Raw genomic sequence first — 23,351 nt, 5'->3', positions numbered from 1 at the left:
AAACCCGGCCACGGCGCGGGATCCCGCAGCCCGGGGTTCACAGCGACAGACCGCCCTTGGCGACGATCGGCCCGGTCGGTGCGCTATGCGGCACACCGCTCGGCGGTTCCAGGCTGATCGCCAGGGTCGCGCTGGTCACCAGTTTGGCCAGCAGATCGGCCGGGACCGGCACCGAATGCGCCACCTGCGTCGAAACCAGGCCCAGCGAATGCGGCGCCTCACCCTGGGGAATCAGCCACAGCTCGGCGATGCGCCCCTGCGCGTCTGCGGGCGCGGGCACCGGCACCATCAGCACTTGGACTGGCGCCGATCGACCGTGGCCAGCCAGCCGGTGCTGCCGTCGTCGCGCGCCAGGAGCGTGACCGGACGGGTCGGCTCGGCTTCCACCGGCGGCAGTTGCACCGGCGGTTGCTGCACCAGCGGCGGCGGTGTCGGCGCCGGCACGCGGCCGAAGAACAGAGCGCGACCACGGCCAGAGTCGCGGCCAGCGCGGCGGCGGCGCGCCAGAAGCCGACGCTGTTCCACAGCTCGCGAGGTGGCGCGCCTTCCACCGGCGTGAGCCACGGCGCGGTTGTGGGGTTGGGCCCGGCGGTGCCGGTTCTGGCTGTGCGGTGTTCGCGCGCGAGCCGCGAACATTCGCCGCCCTGCCCCAGGCGATATCGCCGGCCGCGCATGGCGGCCGATACGGGTCGCGCGCTGGCGCGATCGGACCAGGAGAGTCGAAGACGGCTTGCATCGCAGGTTCATGCCATGGCCGCGGTCCGGCCTACGCGAACAGATACGGGCATGACGGAGCGCCGGATGCGCGGCGGCGCGATTCATCGTATCGACCGCAGCTCGCGAGCGAAGCCATGAAGTCTTTTGCAGGAGGGGCGTCAGCCCCGATGCTTTCCGATCAGCAATGATGAGAACCCCTTTCGGGCCGAAAAGCGCCGGGGCTGAAGCCCCTCCCACAAAAGACTTCGAAGATCCCAAGCCAATACGGTGACGCAATCAAGCGAAGCTCCGCAGCCCTCGCATTCAAGCCTTGACGCTCTCCGGCGCAGCCAGACTGAACCCCACCGTCGTCGCGCCATCGCTGCTGCTGGCGAACACATTGCCGCCGTGCAGCGCTGCGATCGCCTTGACGATCGACAGCCCAAGGCCGTGATGGCGCTCGCCCCGATGCTGGCGCGCGGCATCCACCCGATAGAAGCGGTCGAACATGCGCACCAGATGCTCGGCCTCCACACTGCTGCCGCGGTTGCGCACCGCCACGCTGGCGCCGGTGCCGCATTCGCTTGGCGCGCCGACGCCTTCGCGCAACTCCACCACGATCTCCGAGCCCGGCGTGGCGTGCTGGACGGCGTTGTGCAGCAGGTTGGTGATGGCGCGGCGGAACAGCGAGGTGTCGATCCAGGCGTCGGCGGCGCCATCGATGCGCAGGCGCATGCCGGCTTCTTCCAGCAGGTACTCCATGAACTCGCCGGTCTTGGCGACTTCCGCGGCCAGCGACACGCAGACCCGGTCCAGGGCGATGTCGCCCTGGTCGGCGCGCGACAGGAACAGCATGTCGTTGACGATGCCGCGCATGCGTTCGAGTTCTTCCAGATTCGACTGCAGCACGTCCTCCAGCTGCGCGACCTCGCGCGGCCGCGACAGCGCGACCTGGGTCTGGCCCATCAGATTGGTCAGCGGCGTGCGCAGCTCATGGGCGACATCGGCGTTGAACGCGTCCAGGCGCGTGTACGCCGCTTCCAGCCGGTCGAGCGCGCCGTTGAATGCGCCGGTCAGCCGGCCCAGCTCCGGCGGCAGTTCGGTCGGCTGCAGGCGTTGCGACAGATTGCTCGGGCTCAGCCTCTGCGCCTGGCTGGACAGGCGCTGCAACGGCCGCAGGCCGACCAGCGCAATCCAATGGCCAAGCAAGGCGACCAGGGCGGTGCCGACCACGCCGAGCGCGACCAGCGCCCAGGCGAAGGAACGCAGCGCGGCGGCGTAGGGCCACGAGTCGATACCGATCCACAGCCGAACCTGCGGCCGCTCGCCGCGCGGCGGGATCACTTCTTCCAAGGTCCGATACGGCGCATTGCTGTCGCTGAGCCACAAGCGGCCCATGCCGCGATCGCGTTTCTTCGCCGCCTCCACCTTGGGAGTGGATTGGCCGATGCGGAAACCCGAGTCGTCGCTCCAGGCCCATATCTTGGTGCTGCGGTCGCTGGAGGTCAGGCTTTCGACCTTGTCCTTGACCTTGTACCAGCGATCGCGCATGTCGCACACCGCCACGCTGCCGGCGACGTAGCGCAGCTTGGTTTCCAGCTCGGCGCGCTGATAGCGCACGATCTGCGTCTCCAGCACCTTGTACAAAGTGACGCCGACCAGGGTGAACACCAGCAGCGCGGCCAGCGCGAACATCGCCGCCAGGCGCTGGGCAATGGACAGATCGCGCAAGGGCTTCATGCCGACACCCGCCCCGGCGGCGGCGCGGCATCGTCTTCGTCGTCCTCTCGCGTCTCCAGCACATAGCCCATGCCGCGCACGGTGTGCAGCAGCTTGTTGCGGAACGGGCCGTCGATCTTGGCGCGCAAGCGCTTGATCGCCACTTCGACCACGTTGGTGTTGCTGTCGAAATTGATGTCCCACACCTGCGCGGCGATCACCGTCTTGGACAGGATCTGGCCGCGACGCTGCGCCAGCAAGGCGAGCAGCGCGAACTCCTTGCCGGTCAGGTCCAGGCGCGTGCTGTCGCGAAAGGCGCGGCGTGCGAGCAGGTTGATCTGCAGATCGCCGATCTGCAGCTCGGTCGGCTCCTGCTGGCGGCCGCGCCGCACCAGCGCCTGCAGCCGCGCCAGCAGCTCGATGAAGGAAAACGGCTTGACCAGGTAATCGTCGGCGCCCGCGCCCAGGCCGTGGACGCGATCGTCCACGCGGTCGCGCGCGGTCAGCATGATCACCGGCGTCTGCTTGCGCGCGCGCAACTCGCGCAGCACGGTGAAGCCGTCCATGCCCGGCAGCATCACGTCGAGCACGATCACGTCGTAGTCGAACTCGCGCGCCAGATGCAGGCCGCTGAGGCCTTCGCGCGCCACGTCCACGGTCCAGCCCTGCTCGGACAGGCCGTCGCGCAGATAGTCGGCGGTTTTGACTTCGTCCTCGACGATCAGCAGTTTCATCTGGGTGGGCGGTTCATGACGGTGGCGGGCCAGCGGGCATCGTACAACTCCACTCAGGCGATGGCCGGTTCGGCGGCCGCGCCGGGGTCCGCGGCCGGAGCCGCGGCCGTGCGGCGGCGGCTCAGGAACAGGCGGTCCAGAGCCAGGTAGATCACCGGCGTGCTGTACAGCGTCAACACCTGGCTGATCAGCAGGCCGCCGACCACCGCCACGCCCAGCGGCTGGCGCAGCTCCGAGCCGGTGCCCAGGCCGACCATCAGCGGGATCGCCCCGAGCAAGGCGGCGATGGTGGTCATCATGATCGGCCGGAACCGGGTCAGGCAGGCTTCGTGGATGGCCTCCATCGGCCCCAGGCCGCGGTTGCGCTGCGCGTCGAGGGCGAAATCGACCAGCAAGATGCCGTTTTTCTTGACGATGCCGATCAGCAGCACCAGCCCGATCAACGCCATGATCGAGAAATCCAGTTTCCACAGCCACAGCATCAGCACCGCGCCGATGCCGGCCGAGGGCAGCGTGGACAGGATCGTCAGCGGATGCACGAAGCTCTCGTACAGCACGCCCAGGATGATGTAGACCGCCAGCAGCGCGGCGAAGATCAGCAGCGGCTGGGTCGCGAGCGAATCCTGGAAGGCCTGCGCGCTGCCCTGGAAATTGCCGCTGACGCTGGCCGGCATGCCGATCTGCGCCTTCGCCTGTTCGACCGCGCGCACCGCATCGCCCAGGGCCACGTTCGGCGCCAGGTTGAAGGAGATGTTCACCGCCGGCGACAGCCCGTTATGGCTGATCGACAACGGGCCGTTGGCGGGCGGCTCGATCCGCGCCAGCGCCGACAGCGGCACCATCTGTCCGGTCAAGGGCGAGCGCAGATGGAAGTAGGCCAGGCTGTCGATGCTGCCGCGCATGCGCGGATTGATCTCCAGGATCACCTTGTACTGATTGGTCTGGGTCTGGAATTCGTTGATCTGGCGCTGGCCGTAGGCATCGTAGAGCACCTGATCGATATCCTGCGCGCTGAAGCCGAAACGCGCCGCGGCGGTGCGGTCGATCGCCAGCCGCACGATGCTCGCGCCGATCTGTTGATCGTTGGAGACATCGCGCAGCTGCGGCAATTGCGCCAGCTTCTGAGTCAGCTTGTCGGCCCATTGGGACAGCTCGGCGCTGTCGGCGTCGCGCAGGGCGTACAGGTACTGCGTGCGCGAGGGACCGGCGCCGATATTGATGTCCTGCGCCGAACGCAGATAGATCGCGATGCCCGGCACCTTGGACAGCTTGCTGCGCATGCGGTCGATGAACTGCTCCGAGGACACGTCGCGATCGCCGCGGTCCTTCAGCACGAACCAGAACCGTCCATTCGACATGGTCGCACTGCCGGCGGTCGCGCCGACCGAATGGCCGTAGGCCATGATCGCCGGATCCGTGGACGCGATCTGCGCGAGCTGCTGGTGCTTGGCCATCATGTCGTCGTAGGAAATATCCTGCGCCGCCTCGGTGGTGCCGAACACGAAGGCGGTGTCCTGCAAGGGGAAAAAGCCCTTCGGGATGTAGGCGTAGGACGCGATCGCGATGCTCAGGGTCACGCCGAATCCGACCAGCATCAGGCGTTGATGCGACAGCGCCCAGCGCAGGCTGCGATCGTAACCGGCCATCACGCGCGCGCCGAAACCTTTGCTGTGTGGATCGTGCCTGGGCGCGTTGCGCATGAAGCGCGAGGCCAGCATCGGCGCCAGGGTCAGCGAGGCGACGATCGAAATCAGGATCGCCACCGTCACCGTCAACGCGAACTCGGCGAACAGGCGCCCGACCACGCCGCCCATGAACAACAAGGGGATGAAGGCGGCGATCAGCGACAAGCCGATGGTGAGCACGGTGAAGCCGATCTCGCTGGAGCCTTGCAAGGCCGCTTGCAGCATCGGCATGCCGGCCTCGCGATGCCGGTGGATGTTCTCGACCACGACGATGGCGTCGTCGACCACGAAGCCGACCGCGATCACCAGCGCGACCAGGGTCAGGTTGTTGAGGCTGAAGCCGAATGCGTACATCGCCGCGAAAGTCGCCACCAGCGCGACCACCAGCACCGCGCCGACGATCAGCGTCGCCGACCATTGACGCAGGAACAGCCCCATCACCGCGACCACCAGCGCCACCGTCAGCACCAGGGTCAGCTCGACCTCGTGCAAGGACGCGCGGATGGTGCGGGTGCGGTCGTTGAACACCGCAACATCGACGCTGGCCGGAAGATTGGCGCGCAGCTTGGGCAGCGCGGCCAGCACCGCGTCGGTGGTGTTGATGATGTTGGCGCCGGGTTGGCGGAACACGATCAGCATCACCCCGTCCTTGCCGTTGGGAAAGGCGCGGACATAGTCGTTCTCGGCGCCGAAACTGACATGGGCGACCTCGCCCAGGCGCACCGGCGCGCCGTTGCGATAGGTCACCACCAGGCGCTGGTAGTCCTCGGGCTTGAACAATTGATCGTTGGTTTCCAACGTCGACATGCGCTGCGCGCCGACCACCGCGCCCTTGGCCTGATTGACGCTGGAACTCTGCGCGGCGGTGCGCAGGTCGGACAGGGTCAGGCCGACCGCGGCCAGGCGTTCGGGCTCGGCCTGGATGCGGATCGCCGGGCGGCGCTGGCCGGCGATGAAGATTTGCGAGACGCCGTCGATCTGGCTGAGATTGCGCGCGAGCACGGTCTCGGCCAGATCGCTCAGTTCGGTCAGCGGCATCAGGTCGGAGTTCATGCTCAGCACCAGGATCGGGCTGTCGGCCGGATTGACCTTGCCCCAGGTCGGCAGCGCGGGCATGTCGCGCGGCAGGCGGCCGGAGACGTTGTTGATCGCCGCCTGCACTTCCTGCGCGGCCGTGTCGATGCTCTTGTCGAGCACGAACTGCAAGGTGATGTTGGTGCTGCCCAGAGCGCTGGCCGAAGTCATCTCGGTGATGCCGGGCACCGAGGTCAGCTGGGTTTCCAGCGGCGTGGCGACCGCCGAAGCCATGGTCTCCGGGCTGGCGCCGGGCAGGCTGGCGCTGATGCGGATGGTCGGGAATTCGGCTTGCGGCAGCGGCGCCACCGGCAATCGCGGCAGGGCGAACAAACCGAGCAACAGCACCGCCGCGGTCAGCAGCGTGGTGGCGACCGGATGACGGACGAACCAGCCGGAAATCGAAACCCGCGCCGCAGGCTGGCCGCTCATGGCGTGGCCGCCGCGACGCGCGCGTCGGCGCCGACAAGGTTCGCAGCGACCGCCGCGGCCGCGACCGGCGCCACGATCATGCCGGGCTTGAGCCGCGACTGGCCGTCGCGCACCACCCGATCGTCGGCCCGCAGGCCTTGCACCACCGCGATCTTGTCGTTCTGATACTCCACCCGCACCGGCACCATCGCGACCTTGTCGCCCGCCTCCAGGCGATAGACGAAGTTCTGATCAAGGCCGCGCTGCACCGCTTCGGAGGCGACCACGATCGCGCCCGCGCTCAGGCCGGTGCGCACGCGCACGCTGACCAATTGCCCGGGCCACAACTTGTCCTGCGCATTGGCGAACACCGCGCGCACTCGCACGGTGCCGGTGGCCTCGTCGATCTGGTTGTCGATCACGCGCAATTCGCCGTCGGCCAGCACGCTGCCGGCGTCGCGGTCGAGCGCCTGCACTTCGACCTTGCCGCCGGCCTGGGCGTTGCGCAGGCGCGGCAGTTGATCCTGCGGCAGCGCGAATACCACCGAGATCGGATCGACCTGCTGCACCGTTACCAGCCCGTCCGGATCGCTGGCGCGCACGACGTTGCCCGGATCGACCTTGCGCAGCCCGATGCGGCCGTCGATCGGCGAGACGATGCGGGTGTACGACAGTTGCACGCGCGCGCCGTCGATGGCGGCCTGATTGGCCTGCGTGGTCGCCTGCAGTTGCTGCACCGAGGCGCTCTGCTGATCGAGCATCTGCCGGGCGATCAACTGGCTGCCGGACAATTGCCGGAAGCGGTTGAGATCCGATTGCGCCGAGCGCAGTTGCGCATCGTCGCGCGCCAGTTGCGCCTGCGCGCCGTCGAGGCTGGCGGCGATGGCACGATCGTCGATGCGCGCCAGCAACTGGCCGCGCTTGACCGTCTGGCCTTCGCGGAACAGCACGTCGGTCAGCACGCCATCGACCTGGCTGCGCAGCACCGCGCTCTGCAGCGAGGTCACGGTGCCGATGGTTTCCTGCCAATGCGGCACGTCGCGGCGTTCGACCTGGGTCAGATTGACCGGCACCGGCGGCGGCGCCTTGGGCGGCGGCGCTCCGCGGCTGCCGAATCCGCCCAGCGACAGGCCCGTGCCGACGATCGCGACAAGGCCCAGGGCGGAGTAGACGGTCTTGCGGGCGCGCGGCGACACAGCGTGTGCGATTTGGGGCGGCATGTCCGGCATCCATGGCAGGTGGGGGAAAGAGGTGGCGGCGCCCTTGGAGAAAAACGCCGCCGATGATCCGCGAGGGGATGGCGCGGACCATGCGGCGACTGTAGGCGCGCACCGCCTACGCGACGCTGTCGCTTGGCTGACAAATTCGTCAGTCGATGTCATGTGCGCGGGCATTACTTTCGGCAGGGAGAGGCGCGGATGCGCGTTCTTCGCCTGTTCAAAGTTCCGGCTTCGAGTTTCGAAGACCTGCGCCTTTCTCGTCATTCCCGCGAAGGCGCGAAGGACGGCCTGAAAAGATGACGCTGAGTTCCTGGTCGAAACAACCAGACTCGCGCACTGTCTCCTACCGTCATTCCCGCGAACTCGGGCTCCGCTTTACTTCGGCGGAGCCGAACATCCAGTGCCTTTCGTGCGAGAACGCTTGAAGTCGCTGGATTCCCGCGTTCGCGGGAATGACGAGCAAAAAACAGCAGATGCTTTCGACAAGCCTCAGCGCGCTCGTGCACTCGCACGGCAATCGCGACTCATCAACTGCGCAGGCCATGACACGGCCCACGCAAACTCGCCTCAGTGCTTGCCCTTACGCGCAGCAGGCGCCACCAGCTTGATCTCGAACAAATCCGGCCAAAGCTTGCCGGTCACGAACAACCGGTCGCGCGCCGGATCGTAGGCGATGCCGTTGAGCACATCGGCGCCGCGGGTGGAGCGGCCATGCTTGGCCAGCAGACCGCTCAAATCGATCCAGCCCAGCACGTGTCCGGTCTTGGGATCGATGCGGGCGATGCGGTCGCTCTGCCAGATGTTGGCGTACAGCTCGCCCTTGACCCACTCCAGTTCGTTGAGCTGAGCGACCGGGCGGCCTTCATCGCTGACCTGGATGCGCGAACGTTCCTTGAAGGTCTGCGGATCGAGCAAACGGATCTGCGCGGTGCCGTCGCTCATATACAACGTGTCGGCCGAGCGGGTCAGGCCCCAGCCCTCGCCCGGATAACGGAAGGTGCCGGCGGGGTCGAAATCGGGCAGATTCAGCACAAAGCCCACGCCGTTGGTCCAGGTCAGCACCACCACCTGCTGGCCGCGATCGACCATGCCCTCGCCGAACACCTCCGCTGGCAGGTCGGCCTTGTGCACGACCCGGCCGGTGGCCAGCTCGACCTTGCGCACGGACGAGCGGCCGTTCAGCCCGGTGCTCTCGTACAGGAAGCCGCCCCTGAAGATCAGCCCCTGGGTGAAGGCCTGCGGATCGTGCGGATAGGTCGCCACCACCTTGTACGAGTACACCGGCAACCCGCTGCGCGCCTGCGCCGGCACCTGCGAACAGGCGGCGGCCAGGGCCAGGGTCAGCGCCGCGACGGCGATTGAACGCATCCACATTGGGCTCACAGGCATGGGCTCTGGCGTTTACAGACCGCCGAGGATACCGCCAAAGCCTTGCTGCGCCTGCATCGCGCGCCAGTCGCACCCTGTGAAACCCGTCCCCGGGTAGAATCCCGGGCTCAGCCCCACCCTGCCCCAAGGTTCCATGACTGATTCCGTACGTCCGGTGTTCCACGGCTTCGAACAGATCCCCCTGCGCGAGTACGCCGAGCGCGCCTACCTCGATTACTCGATGTACGTGGTCCTGGACCGCGCCCTGCCCTTCATCGGCGACGGCCTCAAGCCGGTGCAGCGCCGCATCATCTATGCGATGAGCGAGCTCGGCCTCAACGCCGCCTCCAAGCCGAAGAAATCCGCGCGCACCGTCGGCGACGTGATCGGTAAGTACCACCCGCACGGCGACAGCGCCTGTTACGAAGCGATGGTGCTGATGGCACAGCCGTTCTCGTACCGCTATCCGCTGGTCGAGGGGCAGGGCAACTTCGGTTCCAGCGACGATCCCAAATCGTTCGCGGCGATGCGCTACACCGAGTCCAAGCTGACCCCGATCGCGGAAGTGCTGCTGGGCGAACTCGCCCACGGCACCGTCGATTGGACGCCCAACTTCGACGGCACCCTGGAAGAGCCGACCTGGATGCCGGCGCGCCTGCCGCACCTGCTGCTCAACGGCACCACCGGCATCGCGGTCGGCATGGCCACCGACGTGCCGCCGCACAACCTCAACGAAATCGTCAGCGCCTGCGTGCGCCTGCTCGACGACCCGGACGCGACCACCCGCGACCTGTGCGAGCACGTGCTCGGCCCGGACTACCCGACCCCAGCCGAGATCATCACCCCGCGCGCCGACCTGCTGCAGATGTACGAAACCGGCCTGGGCAGCGTGCGCGCCCGCGCCATCTTCGAGAAAGACGGCGCCAACATCGTCGTCACCGCGCTGCCCTACCAGGCCTCGCCGGGCAAGGTGATCGAGCAGATCGCCACCCAGATGCGGGCCAAGAAGCTGCCGTGGCTGGAAGACATCCGCGACGAGTCCGATCACGCCAACCCGACCCGCATCGTGCTGGTGCCGCGCTCCAACCGCGTCGATGTCGAACAGCTCATGGGCCATCTGTTCGCCACCACGGACATGGAGAAGAGTTTCCGGGTCAACATCAACATCATCGGCCTGGACGGGCGCCCGCAGGTCAAGGGCCTGAAGGCGCTGCTGAGCGAGTGGCTGACCTTCCGCACCGACACCGTCACCCGCCGCCTGACCCACCGCCTGGACAAGGTCGAGCGCCGCCTGCATTTGTTGGAAGGCTTGCTGGTCGCGTTCCTCAACCTGGATGAAGTGATCCGCATCATCCGCACCGAGGACGAACCGCGCGCGGTGCTGATGCAACGCTTCGGCCTGAGCGAGGAACAGACCGACTACATCATGGAAACCCGGCTGCGCCAGCTCGCGCGCCTGGAGGAAATGAAGATCCGCGGCGAGCAGGACGAACTGCAGAAAGAGCGCGAACAACTGATCGCCCTACTCGGCAGCAAGGCCAAGCTCAAGAAGCTGATCAAGGACGAGCTGATCGCGGACGCGAAGAAATTCGGCGACGCGCGCCGTTCGCCGCTGGTCTCGCGCAGCGCCGCGCAGGCGCTGTCGGAAACCGAACTGGTCGCCAGCGAACCGATGACCGTGGTCATCAGCGAAAAGGGCTGGGTGCGCGCGGCCAAGGGCCACGACATCGACGCGGCCACGCTGAGCTATCGCGACGGCGACGGCGTGCTGGGCTCCGCGCGCGGGCGCAGCACGCAGCAGGTCGCGTTCCTGGATTCCACCGGCCGCTCGTATTCGGCGTTGATCCACAGCCTGCCTTCGGCTCGCGGCAATGGCGAGCCGTTGACGGGGCGGTTCGCGCCGGTCGCGGGGGCTTCATTTCAAGCGTTGGCGGCTGGCGACAACGACAACCGTTTCGTGCTTGCCAGTTCGCATGGCTATGGCTTCGTCACCCGCTTCGAGAACCTCACCGGCCGCAACAAGGCCGGCAAGGCGATGCTGTCGCTTACGCCCAACGCCAAGGTGTTGCAACCGGCGCAGGTCGGCGATGTCGAACAGGATCGAGTGGTCGCGGTGACCAACGTCGGCCATCTGCTCGCCTTCCCGGTGTCGGAGCTGCCCGAGCTCGATAAGGGCAAGGGCAACAAGATCATCGACATCCCCAAGGCCAAGCTCGGCACCGAGCGCGTGGTCGCGGTGGCGGTGGTCGCGCCGGGCACGACGCTGAGCATCAAGTCGGGTTCGCGGACGATGAGTCTGTCGTTCAAGGAGCTGGAGCCGTATCTGGGGGCTCGCGCTACGCGCGGCGGGTTGTTGCCGCGTGGGTGGCAGAAGGTGGAAGGGTTGGCGGTGGAGTGAGTTTTCGCTTTCGCTGATCTGGTTTATGGAAACGCCCCGCATTGCGGGGCGTTTCTTTTTGGGGCGGCGCGGCGATCTGGTGGTAAGAGCGAATCCCCCCTGCCCCCCTTTTTCAAAGGGGGGAACAGCAACGGCAGCGACGGCAATAGCGGCAGCTACGATGGTAGCGGCAACGACGGCGGCGGCCAGGACGATACCGAACACGAACCGTTGCCCCCTTTGAAAAAGGGGGCTGGCGCCTGCGTAGCTCGCTTCAGGTAGATACAACTGCGCCGGGGGATTTGCTTTGGCTCAGCCTCACCCGCCGACGTAAGCCGCCAAATGCTTCCCCGTCAGCGTAGAACGCGCTTTGACCAGGTCCGCCGGCGTACCTTCGAACACCACCTTCCCGCCCTCGTGTCCCGCGCCCGGGCCCAGATCGATGATCCAGTCCGCATGCGCCATCACCGCCTGATGATGCTCGACCACGATCACCGACTTGCCGGCATCGACCAATCGATCCAGCAACCCCAGCAGCTGCTCGACATCGGCCAGATGCAAGCCCGCGGTCGGTTCGTCGAGCACATAGATCCCGCCCTTCTCCGCCATGTGCGTGGCGAGCTTGAGCCGCTGCCGCTCGCCGCCCGATAGCGTGGTCAGGGGCTGGCCCAGGCTCAGATAGCCCAGCCCGACATCGGCGAGCCTGTCGAGGATGGCGTGCGCGGCCGGCAGATGCGACTTGCCGGCGCCGAAGAAGTCGCGCGCCTGCGCGACCGACATCGCCAGCACCTGGCTGATGTCCTTGCCGCCGAATTTGTACTTCAACACTTCGGCTTGGAAACGCTTGCCTTCGCAGTCCTCGCAGACGCTGGCGACGCCAGCCACCATCGCCAGGTCGGTGTAGATCACGCCGGCGCCGTTGCAGGTCGGGCAGGCGCCTTCGGAGTTGGCGCTGAACAAGGCCGGCTTGACGTTGTTGGCCTTGGCGAAGGCCTTGCGGATCGGTTCCAGCAGATCGGTGTAGGTCGCCGGATTGCTGCGGCGCGAGCCGCGGATCGCGCCCTGATCGACCGACACCACGCCGGCGCCGGCCGGAATCGAGCCGTGCACCAGCGAGCTCTTGCCCGAACCGGCGACGCCGGTGACGACCACCAGCACGCCGAGCGGGATATCGACATCGACCTTGCGCAGGTTGTGCGTGCTGGCGCCGCGGATCTTCAGCGCGCCGCTGGCCGCGCGCGGTTTCTTCTTGAGCTTGGCGCGATCGTCCAGATGGCGCCCGGTGAGCGTCTTGCTGGCGCGCAGGCCCTCAACGCTGCCTTCGAAGCAAACCGTGCCGCCGCCGCTGCCGGCGCCGGGGCCGAGATCGACGACGTGATCGGCGATCGCGATCATCTCCGGCTTGTGCTCCACCACCAGCACCGTATTGCCCTTGTCGCGCAGCCGCAGCAGCAGGTCGTTCATGCGCTGGATGTCGTGCGGATGCAGGCCGATGGTCGGCTCGTCGAACACATAGGTGACGTCGGTGAGCGAGGAGCCGAGCTGGCGGATCATCTTGGTGCGCTGCGCCTCGCCGCCCGACAACGTACCGGCGGAGCGGTCCAGCGACAGATAGCCCAGGCCGATTTCAACGAACGAATCCAGCGTATGCGTCAGCTTGGCCAGCAGCGGCGCCACCGACGGTTCTTTCAGACCACGCACCCATTGCGCCAGATCGCTGATCTGCATCGAGCAGGCATCGGCGATGTTGACGCCCTTGATCTTCGAGGAGCGCGCCGCCTCACTGAGTCGGGTGCCCTTGCATTCGGGGCAGACGCTGAAGGTGACCGCGCGCTCGACGAAGGCGCGGATGTGCGGCTGCATCGCGTCCACGTCCTTGGACAGGAACGATTTCTGCACCTGCGGAATCAGGCCCGCGTAGGTGAGGTTGATGCCGTCGACCTTGATCTTGGTCGGCTCTTTGTAGAGCAGGTCGTGCAGCTCTTTCTTGTTGAATTTGCGGATCGGCTTGTCCGGATCGAAGAAGCCGCAGCCGTTGTAGATGCGCCCGTACCAGCCTTCCATGCTGAAGCCGGGGATGGTCAGCGCGCCTTCGTTGAGCGATTTGCTGTCGTCGTAGAACGCGGTCAGGTCGAAGTCCGACACCGCGCCGCGGCCTTCGCAGCGCTGGCACATGCCGCCGGTGCGGGTGAAGGTCTCGCGCACGGTCTTGGTCCTGGCGCCACGCTCGACCGTGATCGCGCCGGCGGCCTTGACCGTGGCGACGTTGAAGGCGAACGCGCTCGGCGGGCCGATATGCGGCTTGCCCAGGCGGCTGAAGACGATGCGCAGCATCGCGTTGGCGTCGGTGGCGGTGCCGACGGTGGAGCGCGGATCGCCGCCCATGCGTTCCTGATCGACGATGATCGCCGTGGTCAGGCCGTCGAGCACATCGACCTCGGGCCGCGCCATCGTCGGCATGAAGCCCTGCACGAAGGCGCTGTAGGTTTCGTTGATCAGCCGCTGCGACTCCGCGGCGATGGTGCCGAACACCAGCGAGCTCTTGCCGGAGCCGGAGACGCCGGTGAACACCGTCAGCCGGCGCTTGGGCAACTCGACGCTGACATCCTTGAGGTTGTTGACGCGCGCGCCCTGCACGCGGATCAGGTCGTGGCGGTCGGCCGCGCTGGCTGCCGGCGGCTGCGGGGGCTTCCTCGTGGACTTGGTCATCGGTTCTCCGTGGGTGGCGCGGTGCGGGTGCGGAGGTGGGTGGTTGGAGGTTTCGTTATTGCGGCGAACGCCGGCTTCCTTTCATGTCGTCGTCCTCTCCCAGCCGTCATTCCCGCGAACGCGGGAATCCAGCGACTTCAAGCGCTCTCGCACGAAAGGCACTGGATTCCAGCCTTCGCGGGAATGACGAGCTAACAAAACCTTCCGCGGAACGAAGATCGCTTTTCGCAAGAACAGGGCCACAAAACTGCAGCCCCGTCCACGAAATCGCAAACAAATACTCAGCGCACCTGCTGCAACCGGATCAGGTTCCCCGACGGATCGCGCACCGCGCAATCGCGAACCCCGTACGGCTGGTCGGTCGGTTCCTGCACGACCTCGACGCCCTGCGCCTGGATCTTGTCGAAGCTGCCATCGACATCGGCCGTGGCCAGGACGATCGCGGCATAGGTGCCCTTGGCCATCATCTCGGCGACGGTGCGCTGCTCGTCCTCGGTGACGCCGGGGCTGGCGGCGGGCGGAAACAGCACGATCGACGGGGTGCCGGGCGCGCCGGCGGGGCCGACGGTGATCCAGCGCATGCCGCCGTAGGCGACATCGTTGCGGACTTCGAAGCCGAGGATGTCGCGATAGAAGGTCAGCGCGGCGTCGGCGTCGGTGTGCGGGAGGAAGCTGGCGTGGATGCGGATGTCCATGTGTTCGGTCCGATGCGTGTGAGTTCGAGGGCGCTCAGTCTAATTGCGGCTCCACGACCGGCGCTTCTCGATTCCTGATCGGTCGCGTGACCTGCTTGGCCACGCACGAGGGCATGCCCGCCGTCGCCTGCGCCGCCTCGCGCTGATAAACGCTGGGCGGGACGCCGACCAGTTCGGTGAAGCGGGTGCTGAAAGTCCCCAGCGAGGCGCAGCCGACCGCGAAGCAGACTTCGGTGACGCTGAGGCCGCCGCAACGCAGCAAGGCCATCGCGCGCTCGATGCGCCGGGTCATCAGATAGGAGTAAGGCGATTCGCCGTAGGCCAGGCGGAACTGGCGGCTCAGGTGCCCGGCCGACATGTGCACGCCGCGGGCCAGGGCCTCGACGTCCAGGGGTTGCGCGTACTCGCGGTCGATGCGGTCGCGGACGCGACGCAGCCGTGCAAGGTCGCGCAGATGCTGCGCAGGGGCGGGTCGGCTGTTCACCGGCGCGATCGTGCCACTTCGCATCGGCAGGCTCAAGCCCGCGGCGCACTCCGACCCGGACGGGCCGGAACTTGGCGAACATCGAGCCGGCGCCGCGATCCGCGGCGCCGGCCGAACGCACCGGGCTTAGTGTCCGGTCTCGTTACCGCGATCGGGCGTCGCGCCGTCTTGCGGCATCGAACCGCTTTGATAGCCATTGAACGGAATCGTGCCCGACTCGGAGCGCGGCGCGAACGACAGCAGCAGGCCGAAGCTGGTGCTCGGGTCCTGGCCGCTGCCGTGTTGGCGACGCGCCAGCACGGACAGCTTCCAGCCGCGCGCGATCTCCATGTCCATGCCGGCGCCGTAGGTCAGCGCGTTGTCGCCGTAGCTGCGCATGCCCAGGATGTAGTCGTTGGCCGCGGGCAGGATCACGTAGTTCAAGTTCACATCGCTGCGGTTGTCGATCGAATCGCGGTATTCCAGCATCCAGTACGGACGGAACACGTTGCCGCGGGTGGTCACGATCGGGAAGCTGCCTTCCACGCCGAGCGCGGCGCCGCTGTTTTCGACGGTCTGCGAACCGTAGCTCAGGTCGTAGATGCCCAGGCCGTGTTCGCGATACGCATCGAGCTTGCTGCGGCTGCTGTCCAGGCGGCCGTAACCGGTCAGGCTCAGGCCGTCGCCGGTGCTGTGTTCGTAACCGGCGGTGATCGAGCCGAACACCTGGTCGCCGTCGCGCTGCGCGGTGCCGGTGGTGCCGGCGGTCGCGCTGTAGCGGCGGATGTCGAAGTCCAGCTGGCCCCAACCCAGGATGCCGTCCACGAACCAATGCTCGTCCGGGCGCCACAGGCCGTACAGCGACAACGATCGCTGCCTGGCGTCGAGCTTGGAACGCGCATCGTCCAGGTCGGTGTCGTTCCAGCCGTAGCCGCCGGCGACGCCGAGCAGGAAGCGATCGCCGATGCGCCAGTCGGCGCCGACCGTAATGCCGTCGCTGCGGAAGTCGAAACCGTCGCTGCGGGCATTGCGTTCGCGTTGGCCGTTGGTGATGGTGCCGGCCGTCCACACGCCCCAGCCTTCCGGCAAACGCATCGCCGAGACCGGCGCGAGTTGGCCCGCCGTCAACGACATTCCGGCGCCGCTGGCGTTGCTCAGGCTCAGATTCAGGCCGTTACTCGAACTGTTGCTGCTGGCGTAGCGCTGCTGGCGCAGGCGATCGTGGATGTTGGACTGCTGCGCCGAAGCGAAGCGCACGCTGGCATCGACCTGCGCCTGCAGACCGCCGACCACGCTGGGATCGCGGGTGGGATCGGGACGGTCGGCGACGGTCAGCGTGGCGCTGATCGTGGCCTGCAGATAGTTGGCGGTAGCCGCCTGGGTCGCGATCAGCGTCGCCACGCCGGAGCCGACGATGGTGACCTTGCGACCGCTCACCGTCGCCACCGCGGTGTTGGCGCTGGTGAAGGTGAAGGCGCCGTTGCTGTTGCTGCTCGGATCAGGCAGATCGAAGGCGGGCTCGCCCACGGTCTTGGCCATGTCGCCGATCCACGACAGGTTCGGCGTCGCGCCGCCGATGATCACTTGCAGCGCGAGCTGCGGCGCGGCGGTGTAGCTGGCGTTGCCGGCCTGATCGGCGGTGAGCGAACAGGTGCCCGCGCTCAGCGTCGTCACCGTGTTGCCGCTGACCGTGCACACGCTCGGCGAGGCGCCGGCGAAGATCACCGGATTGCCCGAACCGCCGCCGCTGGCCGACACCGTGAAGCTGCCGCCCGGCGTGAACACCGGCGTACTGGGATTCGCGCTGAAGTTGGTGATCGCCTGCGCGGCCGCGCCGATAGTCACGTCCAGCGTCACTTGCGGCGCGGCGCTGTAGTTGGTGTCGGCGGCCTGATCGGCGGTGAGCGAACACATGCCCGCGCTCAACATCGACACCGTGCTGCCGCTGACCGTGCACACCGACGCGGTGGTGCTGGCGAACACGACCGGGCTGGTCGAAGCGCCCGGCGTGGCGCTGAGCGCGAAACTACCGCCCGGCGCGAACACCGGCGCCGCCGGATTGGCGGCGAAGTCGGTGATCGCCTGCGGCGCCGCGGCGATGGTCACCGTCAGCGTCGCTTGCGGCGAAGCGCTGTAGTTGCCGTCGCCGGCCTGATCGGCGGTAAGCGCGCAAGCGCCCGCGCTCAACATCGACACCGTGCTGCCGGCGACCGTGCACACCGCCGGCGAAGCGCTGGCGAACAGCACCGGGCTGGTGGACGGGCCGGGCGTGGCCGAGACCGTGAAGCTGCCGCCCGGCGCATACACCGGCGCGGCCGGATTGGCGGCGAAGTTGCTGATCGCCTGCGTCGCCGGGCCGATGTTCACCGCCAGCGTCGCTTGCGGCGCGGCGGCGTAGTTGGCATTGCCGGCCTGATTCGCGGTCAGCGAACAGGTGCCCGCGCTGAGGATGCTGGCCGTGACCCCGCTGACCGTGCACACCGCCGGCGTGGTGCTGGCGAACACGACCGGATTGCCCGACGCGCCGCCGCTGGCCGAGACCGTGAAGCTGCCGCCCGGTGCGTACACCGGCGCGGCCGGATTGGCGGCGAAACCGGTGATGACCTGCGCGCCCGGGCCGATGGTCACCGCCAGTGGAACCTGCGGCGCGGCGCTGTAATTGGCGTTGCCGGCCTGATCGGCGGTGAGTACGCAGTTGCCGGCCGCGAGCGTGCTGACCGTGTTGCCTGCGACCGTGCACACCGCCGGCGTGGTGCTGGCGAACACGACCGGATTGCCCGATGCGCCGCCGCTGGCCGAGACCGTGAAACTGCCGCCCGGCGCGTACACCGGAGCGGCCGGATTGGCGGCGAAAGCGGTGATGGCCTGGGTGCCTTGCGCGATCGCCAAGGTATAAGCGCGCGTGCCGCTGAAGCCGTTGCTCGATGTGGCCTGCACGGTGAAGTTGTTCGAGCCCGCCGCGGTCGGCGTACCCGACAGCGCGCCCGCGCTCGACAGGCTCAGGCCCGCCGGCAACGCGCCGGCGCTGATCGCGAAGGTATACGGCGCAGTGCCGCCGTTCGCGCTGCTTGCGGTGAGGGTCTGCGAATACGCGGTCGCGAGCGCGCCATTGGCCAAGGTGGACGGGTTAATCGTCGTGGTCACCGTCACGCAACTGAGCGCGAGGTTGGTGACATCGCTTGCGATCGCCAGACCGCTGGACGGATTGACCGTGCACAACTGTCCGGCCGGCGCGCTGAGCACGCTGACGTTCCAGTTCGCGCCTTGCGGCAATCGCGTCGGAAACACGAAATTCGAGGCCGCCTGCGCGACCACCACTTGCTGCGAACTGCCCGGATTGGTCGCGGTGAGTTGCAGGGTGACCGGACCGGTCTGGCCCACCGCCGCGCCGCCGACCGAGAACTGGGCCTGGGCGAAGCAGATCAGCGCCGCGCCGTCGCCGCTTTGTACGCCGTTGTTGATGGTGACCGCGCTCAGGCCGGTGGCGCCGGAACTGCCGCCCGCACCGCCGCCGCCGCCGCCGTTCCAGTTCTGCTGGCAACTGGTCGTGCCGACACCGGCGCCGCCGCCGCCCGCGCCGATCGTGGCGCCGCCGCCGCCACCGCCGGCGAAACCGGCACCGGTGAAGGAACCGCTGAAATTGAAGGCCACACCGCCCTTGCCGGTGACCGCGTTACCCGTGGTGCCCGGATAGGTCGGGCAGCCCGCGCCCGGGGCGCCGCCGGTGCCGACCGAACCGCCGCCGCCGCCGAACGGACCGGGGCCTCCGGGCACGTTGGCGCCCGCACCGCCCACACCGCCGCCGCCAACGCCGCCGGCTCCGCCCGCGATAACGTCGTCGGTGCTCCAGCCGGCATTACCGCCGCCGCCGCCGCCGCCGGCGATACCGACCCGATTGCCGACGCCGTTACCGCCCACGCGCAGATCGGTGGCGCCGCCGCCGCTGCCGGTGCCGTCCACGCTGTCGCCCAGGCCACCGGGATTGACCGCCTGCGATCCTTGCCCACCGACCCATATCGACAGGGCCATGCCCGGCGTGACAGCCAAGGTGCCGCGCACACGCCCGCCCAATCCGCCGTTGCCACCGGGAGAACTTGGGCCACTGCCCGTGCCGCTGCGACCCGCGCGGCCTTGGGCGCCGCTGAGATACACCGTCAGCGAATGCACGCCGGCCGGCACGGTGGCGGTCTGTTCGCCGCCGGTGAAACCGAACGCGGCCGGTGTTTCACCGACCCCGCAGCTCTGCGCCTGGGCGCCGCCGGCCAGGCCCAGACCCGGCAACAGCAGCAGCCAACCGTAGCGGCGCGCGCCTTCGCGCACTGTTCGTGCAGCGGCCTGCGCGCGCGCAGCCAGCCATGCGCCGATATGCGTCGCGACGTGATTCAAACCCTTCATGTTGTCCCCAATGCGGATCGCCTGATCGCGTCCGCAAGACCCGAAGCCGCAGACGCACACCCCGCGCGCCGTCAGCACACCACCCCACACGGCAAGCTAGCCGCGCCCTCGTTCATCGTCCCGGGAAGCAAGAACTTCATCGGAGAGACAACTCACACCCCGGATGTTCCAGCTCATCCTGAATGCGCCTATCTGGATGATTGAACGCAAAGAGGGGGCGATACCGGCCGCGGGGATGTGGAGGCGTGCCGCGGCAAAAGAGTCGGCGGGCCTGGAGACCGGCTGTTTTTGCTTGTCGCTCCTGCGAATGCGGGCTCCGCTTTAGCAGGAATGACGAGCCAGCGAGATGACGTTGAAGGCTCTGATTGAACCCACCAGCCCCAGACGTCCTTACCTGCCGTCATTCCCGCGAGCGCGGGAATGACGGGCGGAAGGATGACGCTGAAGTCGTTGGACGTGCACAACGTTAGGATTTCGAGACCCACCCTCTCGACTCGCATCCGAACTCGCTGGTGCTGAGGCAGTATTTCTCTAACCAGCTGCGGGCGCTGAGCGTGGACGAAACCGGTTATCGCGCTTTGCGCGACATACTCGCGATGCACTGAGGCGCCGCGCATTCTTTCCGCGAACGACACTCGCCATTGCCGATTTTGCCGGCTGGACGTTGCTGATCCGATCAGTTCCATTTTCGCCTCCGCGCACCGTGGCGGGCGGGAGTAGCCTTCGCTCACGCCCTCGGGGGCGCTGCGCGCCTGACGCGCAAGACACTTCAACGGAGATGGATATGAATCGCGAGAAAGCCGAACAAGTCGCAGTGCATCTGGCTGCGGGAATGCTGGCCAGCGGCCAGTACGCCATGACCGACGACACCGGCAACGATGCCGAATTCGCCGCCGGGCTCTACAACGCCATCGTCGACAAGCTGGTGGCGTCGCTGGGGGGCGATGCGGGCTGAGCGCGGAAACTCGCGGCCGCGATCGGGCCTTTGTTCATCGAAACAAAGGCCGCGCGAGCCGCGGCCGCCGGTTGGCGTCGTAAGCGCGGCTCACGCCTCTGCTTCTAGCCGCGGGCACTCAACCAATCGCTGGGCGCCGCATCGCTGCGCACTATCGAATCAAAGCGTTCGCCGCCGCCGATCCGCGGCCGCGGCGAACGCGAACCAACGCGGATAACCGCGATCAGTACGACCCGGCCGGCCTGGGCCGCCGTTCGAACATCGGCACCGTCACGCCCTTGGCTTGGCTGCCGTCGGCTTTCCACACCAGAGTTTCAGGCGGGAAATCTTCTTTCCGCGTCATCGCATCGACCTTGCCCGCGATCAACTTCGCCGCGCCCTTGGTTTCCGGGTTCCAGGCGAATACGCCGTCCGCGCCGTACCACACCGCCGGGGTCGCGGCGTCGAGGCGTCGGTCGGGGCACATCGTGTAATTGCGCTGGGCCAGCACGCGCAGCGCGCCGACCGGGACCGCGCGGATGCCCGGCGTGGTGCGTTCCTTGGAATGGCCGGGGCACAGGCGCGCGGCTTCGGCGATGGCCGACTCGTAGACCTGCGCGTCGCTTTGCGCGTACGCGGCGTTGGCGCACAGCGCCAGCGCGGCCACGGCGGCGGTCTTGAACACGGTGGGGGTAAGACGGAAACGGATCGATTGCATGCACTGCTCCTTGATTGCTGCTGGGTCCGGACGGACCGGCGGATCGAGTCCCTGGCTGCCGGCGCGGCGCCATCGATCGATGGGCGCAGACGCGGGCAGGCCGATCGCGTCGGCCCGAGCATAGCCGCGGCGCCGGGGCCGCATGTAACCGAAGCGTTACGGCCCCGCGACGCCTCCCGGATGGCACACCGCGCCCTCGCCGCCCGCCGCGGCATGGCGGCCTTCGGGCCCGGCCGAGTACAATCCCGGCCGGTCGCGTCGATCCTGCCTGCGCTGCATCGCGTCGTCGGCGCGCTTCGCGCGCCGGCTCCGGGCCCTGCGTCCGGCCAACGTAACCAATTGATTTTAAAGCCAGGCCCCGTAGCTCAGCTGGATAGAGCATCCCCCTCCTAAGGGCATTCGATGGCGGCTTCAGCTATATAGATCAATTAGTTGCTGACTTCTGTGCGCGGCAAAATTGCAAGATTTGATTCGTCGATAGCACGTCTAGCACACGACAGGATTGCTGGAGCGCTCTAACTACTTCTGCGGATTCGGCAGTCGAGTGATCGAACCAATTTCGGGTTTCCCGCGCCCGTACAAACTGCATATCGACTGCATGATGCGCTTGGACTTGGCGTCCTCATGCCATGCGGCCAGGGTGCGGTCGTCAGCATCCGCCCAGTGGACGAAAAAACCTGTGTGAGCGTCGATCGTGGCGAACGGGATCTGCGTTCCCTCGTTGCAGTCCGCCAGGATTTTCACGTACGTCCATCGTCCGAAAGTAGCCCCGACCTCGGACCGTCGCCAGAAATCCACCAGCATCCCGTTGGCAATGACGGAAGGCAGATGTACCTCCACGCCTTCTACGCTGGTGCGCCATCCGGGGCCGTTCATTAATGCATACCTGCGAGGTTTCGCTCTTGTGCATTCGTACGCGCGAACGGCAACGTGGCAAGTAAGAAGTGAATCGCCCAGGTTTTTGTAGACAGTCGTCAGCCGTTTAGTGCGTACCGCCTTTCAAACTCTATCGGGGACAGGCCATTGTTGGAACTGTGCCGTCGTTTGGGGTTGTAGAACAGCTCGATGTAATCGAACACATCGCCTCGTGCTTTGTCATGGGTATGGTAGATCCGTTGCTTAACCCGTTCGCGCTTGAGCAACTGGAAGAAGCTTTCCATCGCGGCGTTGTCGTGACAGTTACCGCGTCGGCTCATGCTGCACACGATGCCGTGGGCCTTCAAAAAGCTCTGCCAGTCTTCGCTCGTGAACTGACTGCCTTGATCCGAGTGCAAGAGCAAACCAGGCGCGGGCTTGCGTCGCCACACCGCCGCTAGCAGCGCCTGCAGCACCAGATCGGAGTGCTGCGTTGGACGCGTGGCCCAGCCCACGATCCTGCGGGAGAACAGATCGAGCACGACGGCCAAGTACAAGAAGCCTTCGTGGGTGCGAATGTAGGTGATGTCGGTCACCCAGGCCCGATTGGGTTCTTGCGCTGTGAACTCACGCGCCAGCACGTTGTTGGCGACGGCGCCGATCGGCCCGCTCAACGGCCGCGGCCGCCGGCCGTAGCCCACCATGGCGCGCAGCCCTTCTTGCTTCATCAAACGCGCAACGCGGTGTTTGCTGCACGTTTCACCCAACTCGCGCAGGTCCGTGGTGATCTTGCGATGGCCGTAGATCGAGCCGCTTTCCAACCAACTGTGCTTGATCAATCCCAACAGACGTTGGTCGTCGCGTGCACGCGCACTGGCCGGCGCGTGAAGCCAAGCGTAGTAACCGCTGCGGTTTATGCCCAAGACACGGCACATTGCGGCCAGGCCGAACTCGTCGGCGTGCTGCTTCATGAAGGCGTACTTCACCTTTACCCCTTGGCAAAGTACGCGGCGGCTTTTTTTAGGATGTCTCGTTCTTCAGTCACGCGCCGAAGTTCTGCCTTCAGGCGTCGCACGTCCGCGTTCTGATCTTTTTCCACACGACGAACCACATCGCTTTTGCCTTGCTGACGCCGCCAGCCGTACAGGCTGTGCACCGACACGCCCAGGCGCTCGGCTACTTCGGCCACCGGCCGCCCGTACTCCACGATCTGACGGACCGCTTCGATCTTGAACTCATCGGTGTATCGCTTCGCGCTCATAACCACCTCCACTTAAGCCATAGTTTATGGCTGCGAG

16 protein-coding genes are annotated in these 23,351 nt (G+C 66.9%); 2 read left to right on the top strand and 14 right to left on the bottom strand.

Features of this window, described 5'->3' with window-relative positions:
- Positions 1-37: 37 nt before the first annotated feature.
- The 7 genes from LG3211_RS27670 to LG3211_RS08255 all read right to left on the bottom strand — a co-directional run bounded on the left by LG3211_RS27670 (position 38) and on the right by LG3211_RS08255 (position 8,907).
- The gene (locus LG3211_RS27670) at positions 38-328 is read right to left on the bottom strand and encodes an anti-sigma factor domain-containing protein (protein ID WP_484502506.1); all 291 of its coding nucleotides are present in this window, start codon (positions 326-328) and stop codon (positions 38-40) included.
- The gene (locus LG3211_RS27665; RefSeq protein WP_484502513.1) at positions 289-444 is read right to left on the bottom strand and encodes a hypothetical protein; all 156 of its coding nucleotides are present in this window, start codon (positions 442-444) and stop codon (positions 289-291) included. Before LG3211_RS27665 ends, LG3211_RS27670 begins: the two co-directional genes overlap by 40 nt.
- A 576-nt stretch (positions 445-1,020) precedes the next feature.
- Complete coding sequence (locus LG3211_RS08275) at positions 1,021-2,436, bottom strand: heavy metal sensor histidine kinase (RefSeq protein ID WP_057942413.1); 1,416 nt, start codon at positions 2,434-2,436, stop codon at positions 1,021-1,023.
- Positions 2,433-3,149 (bottom strand): heavy metal response regulator transcription factor, encoded by a 717-nt coding sequence (locus LG3211_RS08270; protein WP_057942412.1) that lies wholly within the window; start codon positions 3,147-3,149, stop codon positions 2,433-2,435. Before LG3211_RS08270 ends, LG3211_RS08275 begins: the two co-directional genes overlap by 4 nt.
- Positions 3,150-3,202: 53 nt before the next feature.
- Entirely contained in the window at positions 3,203-6,340 is a 3,138-nt protein-coding gene (locus LG3211_RS08265; RefSeq protein WP_057942411.1) for a multidrug efflux RND transporter permease subunit, read from the bottom strand.
- Positions 6,337-7,539: an efflux RND transporter periplasmic adaptor subunit gene (locus LG3211_RS08260; RefSeq protein WP_057945360.1), complete on the bottom strand. Its 1,203-nt coding sequence runs from the start codon at positions 7,537-7,539 to the stop codon at positions 6,337-6,339. The genes LG3211_RS08265 and LG3211_RS08260 overlap by 4 nt, the downstream gene beginning before the upstream one ends.
- A gap of 567 nt (positions 7,540-8,106) precedes the next feature.
- Positions 8,107-8,907 carry a glutaminyl-peptide cyclotransferase gene (locus tag LG3211_RS08255; RefSeq protein ID WP_057945359.1) on the bottom strand — a complete coding sequence of 267 codons (801 nt, stop codon included), beginning with the start codon at positions 8,905-8,907 and terminating at the stop codon, positions 8,107-8,109.
- Positions 8,908-9,061: 154 nt separating this feature from the next.
- Here LG3211_RS08255 and parC point away from each other — a divergent pair, with 154 nt between their 5' ends.
- Positions 9,062-11,305, top strand: coding sequence for a DNA topoisomerase IV subunit A (parC, locus tag LG3211_RS08250; protein ID WP_057942410.1), 2,244 nt, complete (start codon positions 9,062-9,064; stop codon positions 11,303-11,305).
- A gap of 297 nt (positions 11,306-11,602) precedes the next feature.
- Here the strand turns inward: parC and LG3211_RS08245 are convergent, their stop codons facing one another.
- From LG3211_RS08245 to LG3211_RS26315, 4 genes are all read right to left on the bottom strand, one after another.
- A complete protein-coding gene (locus LG3211_RS08245; RefSeq protein WP_057942409.1) occupies positions 11,603-13,993 on the bottom strand; it encodes an ATP-binding cassette domain-containing protein in 2,391 nt (796 codons plus the stop codon).
- A gap of 281 nt (positions 13,994-14,274) precedes the next feature.
- A complete protein-coding gene (locus LG3211_RS08240; RefSeq protein ID WP_057942408.1) occupies positions 14,275-14,688 on the bottom strand; it encodes a VOC family protein in 414 nt (137 codons plus the stop codon).
- 34 nt (positions 14,689-14,722) lie between these two features.
- Entirely contained in the window at positions 14,723-15,172 is a 450-nt protein-coding gene (locus LG3211_RS08235; protein ID WP_148649181.1) for a helix-turn-helix transcriptional regulator, read from the bottom strand.
- Between the two features lie 126 nt (positions 15,173-15,298).
- The gene (locus LG3211_RS26315; protein WP_057942407.1) at positions 15,299-19,546 is read right to left on the bottom strand and encodes an autotransporter domain-containing protein; all 4,248 of its coding nucleotides are present in this window, start codon (positions 19,544-19,546) and stop codon (positions 15,299-15,301) included.
- A gap of 784 nt (positions 19,547-20,330) precedes the next feature.
- On the opposite strand from LG3211_RS26315, the gene LG3211_RS26310 reads away from it, so the two are divergent.
- Positions 20,331-20,501, top strand: a complete 171-nt coding sequence (locus tag LG3211_RS26310; RefSeq protein ID WP_187313152.1) for a hypothetical protein — start codon at positions 20,331-20,333, stop codon at positions 20,499-20,501.
- Between the two features lie 223 nt (positions 20,502-20,724).
- Here the strand turns inward: LG3211_RS26310 and LG3211_RS08225 are convergent, their stop codons facing one another.
- The 3 genes from LG3211_RS08225 to LG3211_RS08215 form a co-directional block, all read right to left on the bottom strand.
- Positions 20,725-21,147 carry a hypothetical protein gene (locus tag LG3211_RS08225; protein WP_083512867.1) on the bottom strand — a complete coding sequence of 141 codons (423 nt, stop codon included), beginning with the start codon at positions 21,145-21,147 and terminating at the stop codon, positions 20,725-20,727.
- 570 nt (positions 21,148-21,717) lie between these two features.
- A complete protein-coding gene (locus tag LG3211_RS08220; RefSeq protein ID WP_148648800.1) occupies positions 21,718-22,074 on the bottom strand; it encodes a hypothetical protein in 357 nt (118 codons plus the stop codon).
- Positions 22,075-22,172: 98 nt separating this feature from the next.
- A protein-coding gene (locus tag LG3211_RS08215) for an IS3 family transposase (RefSeq protein ID WP_148648703.1) occupies positions 22,173-23,314 on the bottom strand; the annotation gives its coding sequence in 2 pieces (ribosomal slippage) (positions 22,173-23,077 and positions 23,077-23,314; 1,143 coding nt in all).
- Positions 23,315-23,351 lie beyond the last annotated feature (37 nt).

Source organism: Lysobacter gummosus (assembly GCF_001442805.1).
GTDB classification, from domain to species: Bacteria; Pseudomonadota; Gammaproteobacteria; order Xanthomonadales; family Xanthomonadaceae; genus Lysobacter; species Lysobacter gummosus.
The sequence above is the reverse complement of the archived record's forward strand: the minus strand, read 5'-3'. Positions and strand labels throughout refer to the sequence as shown.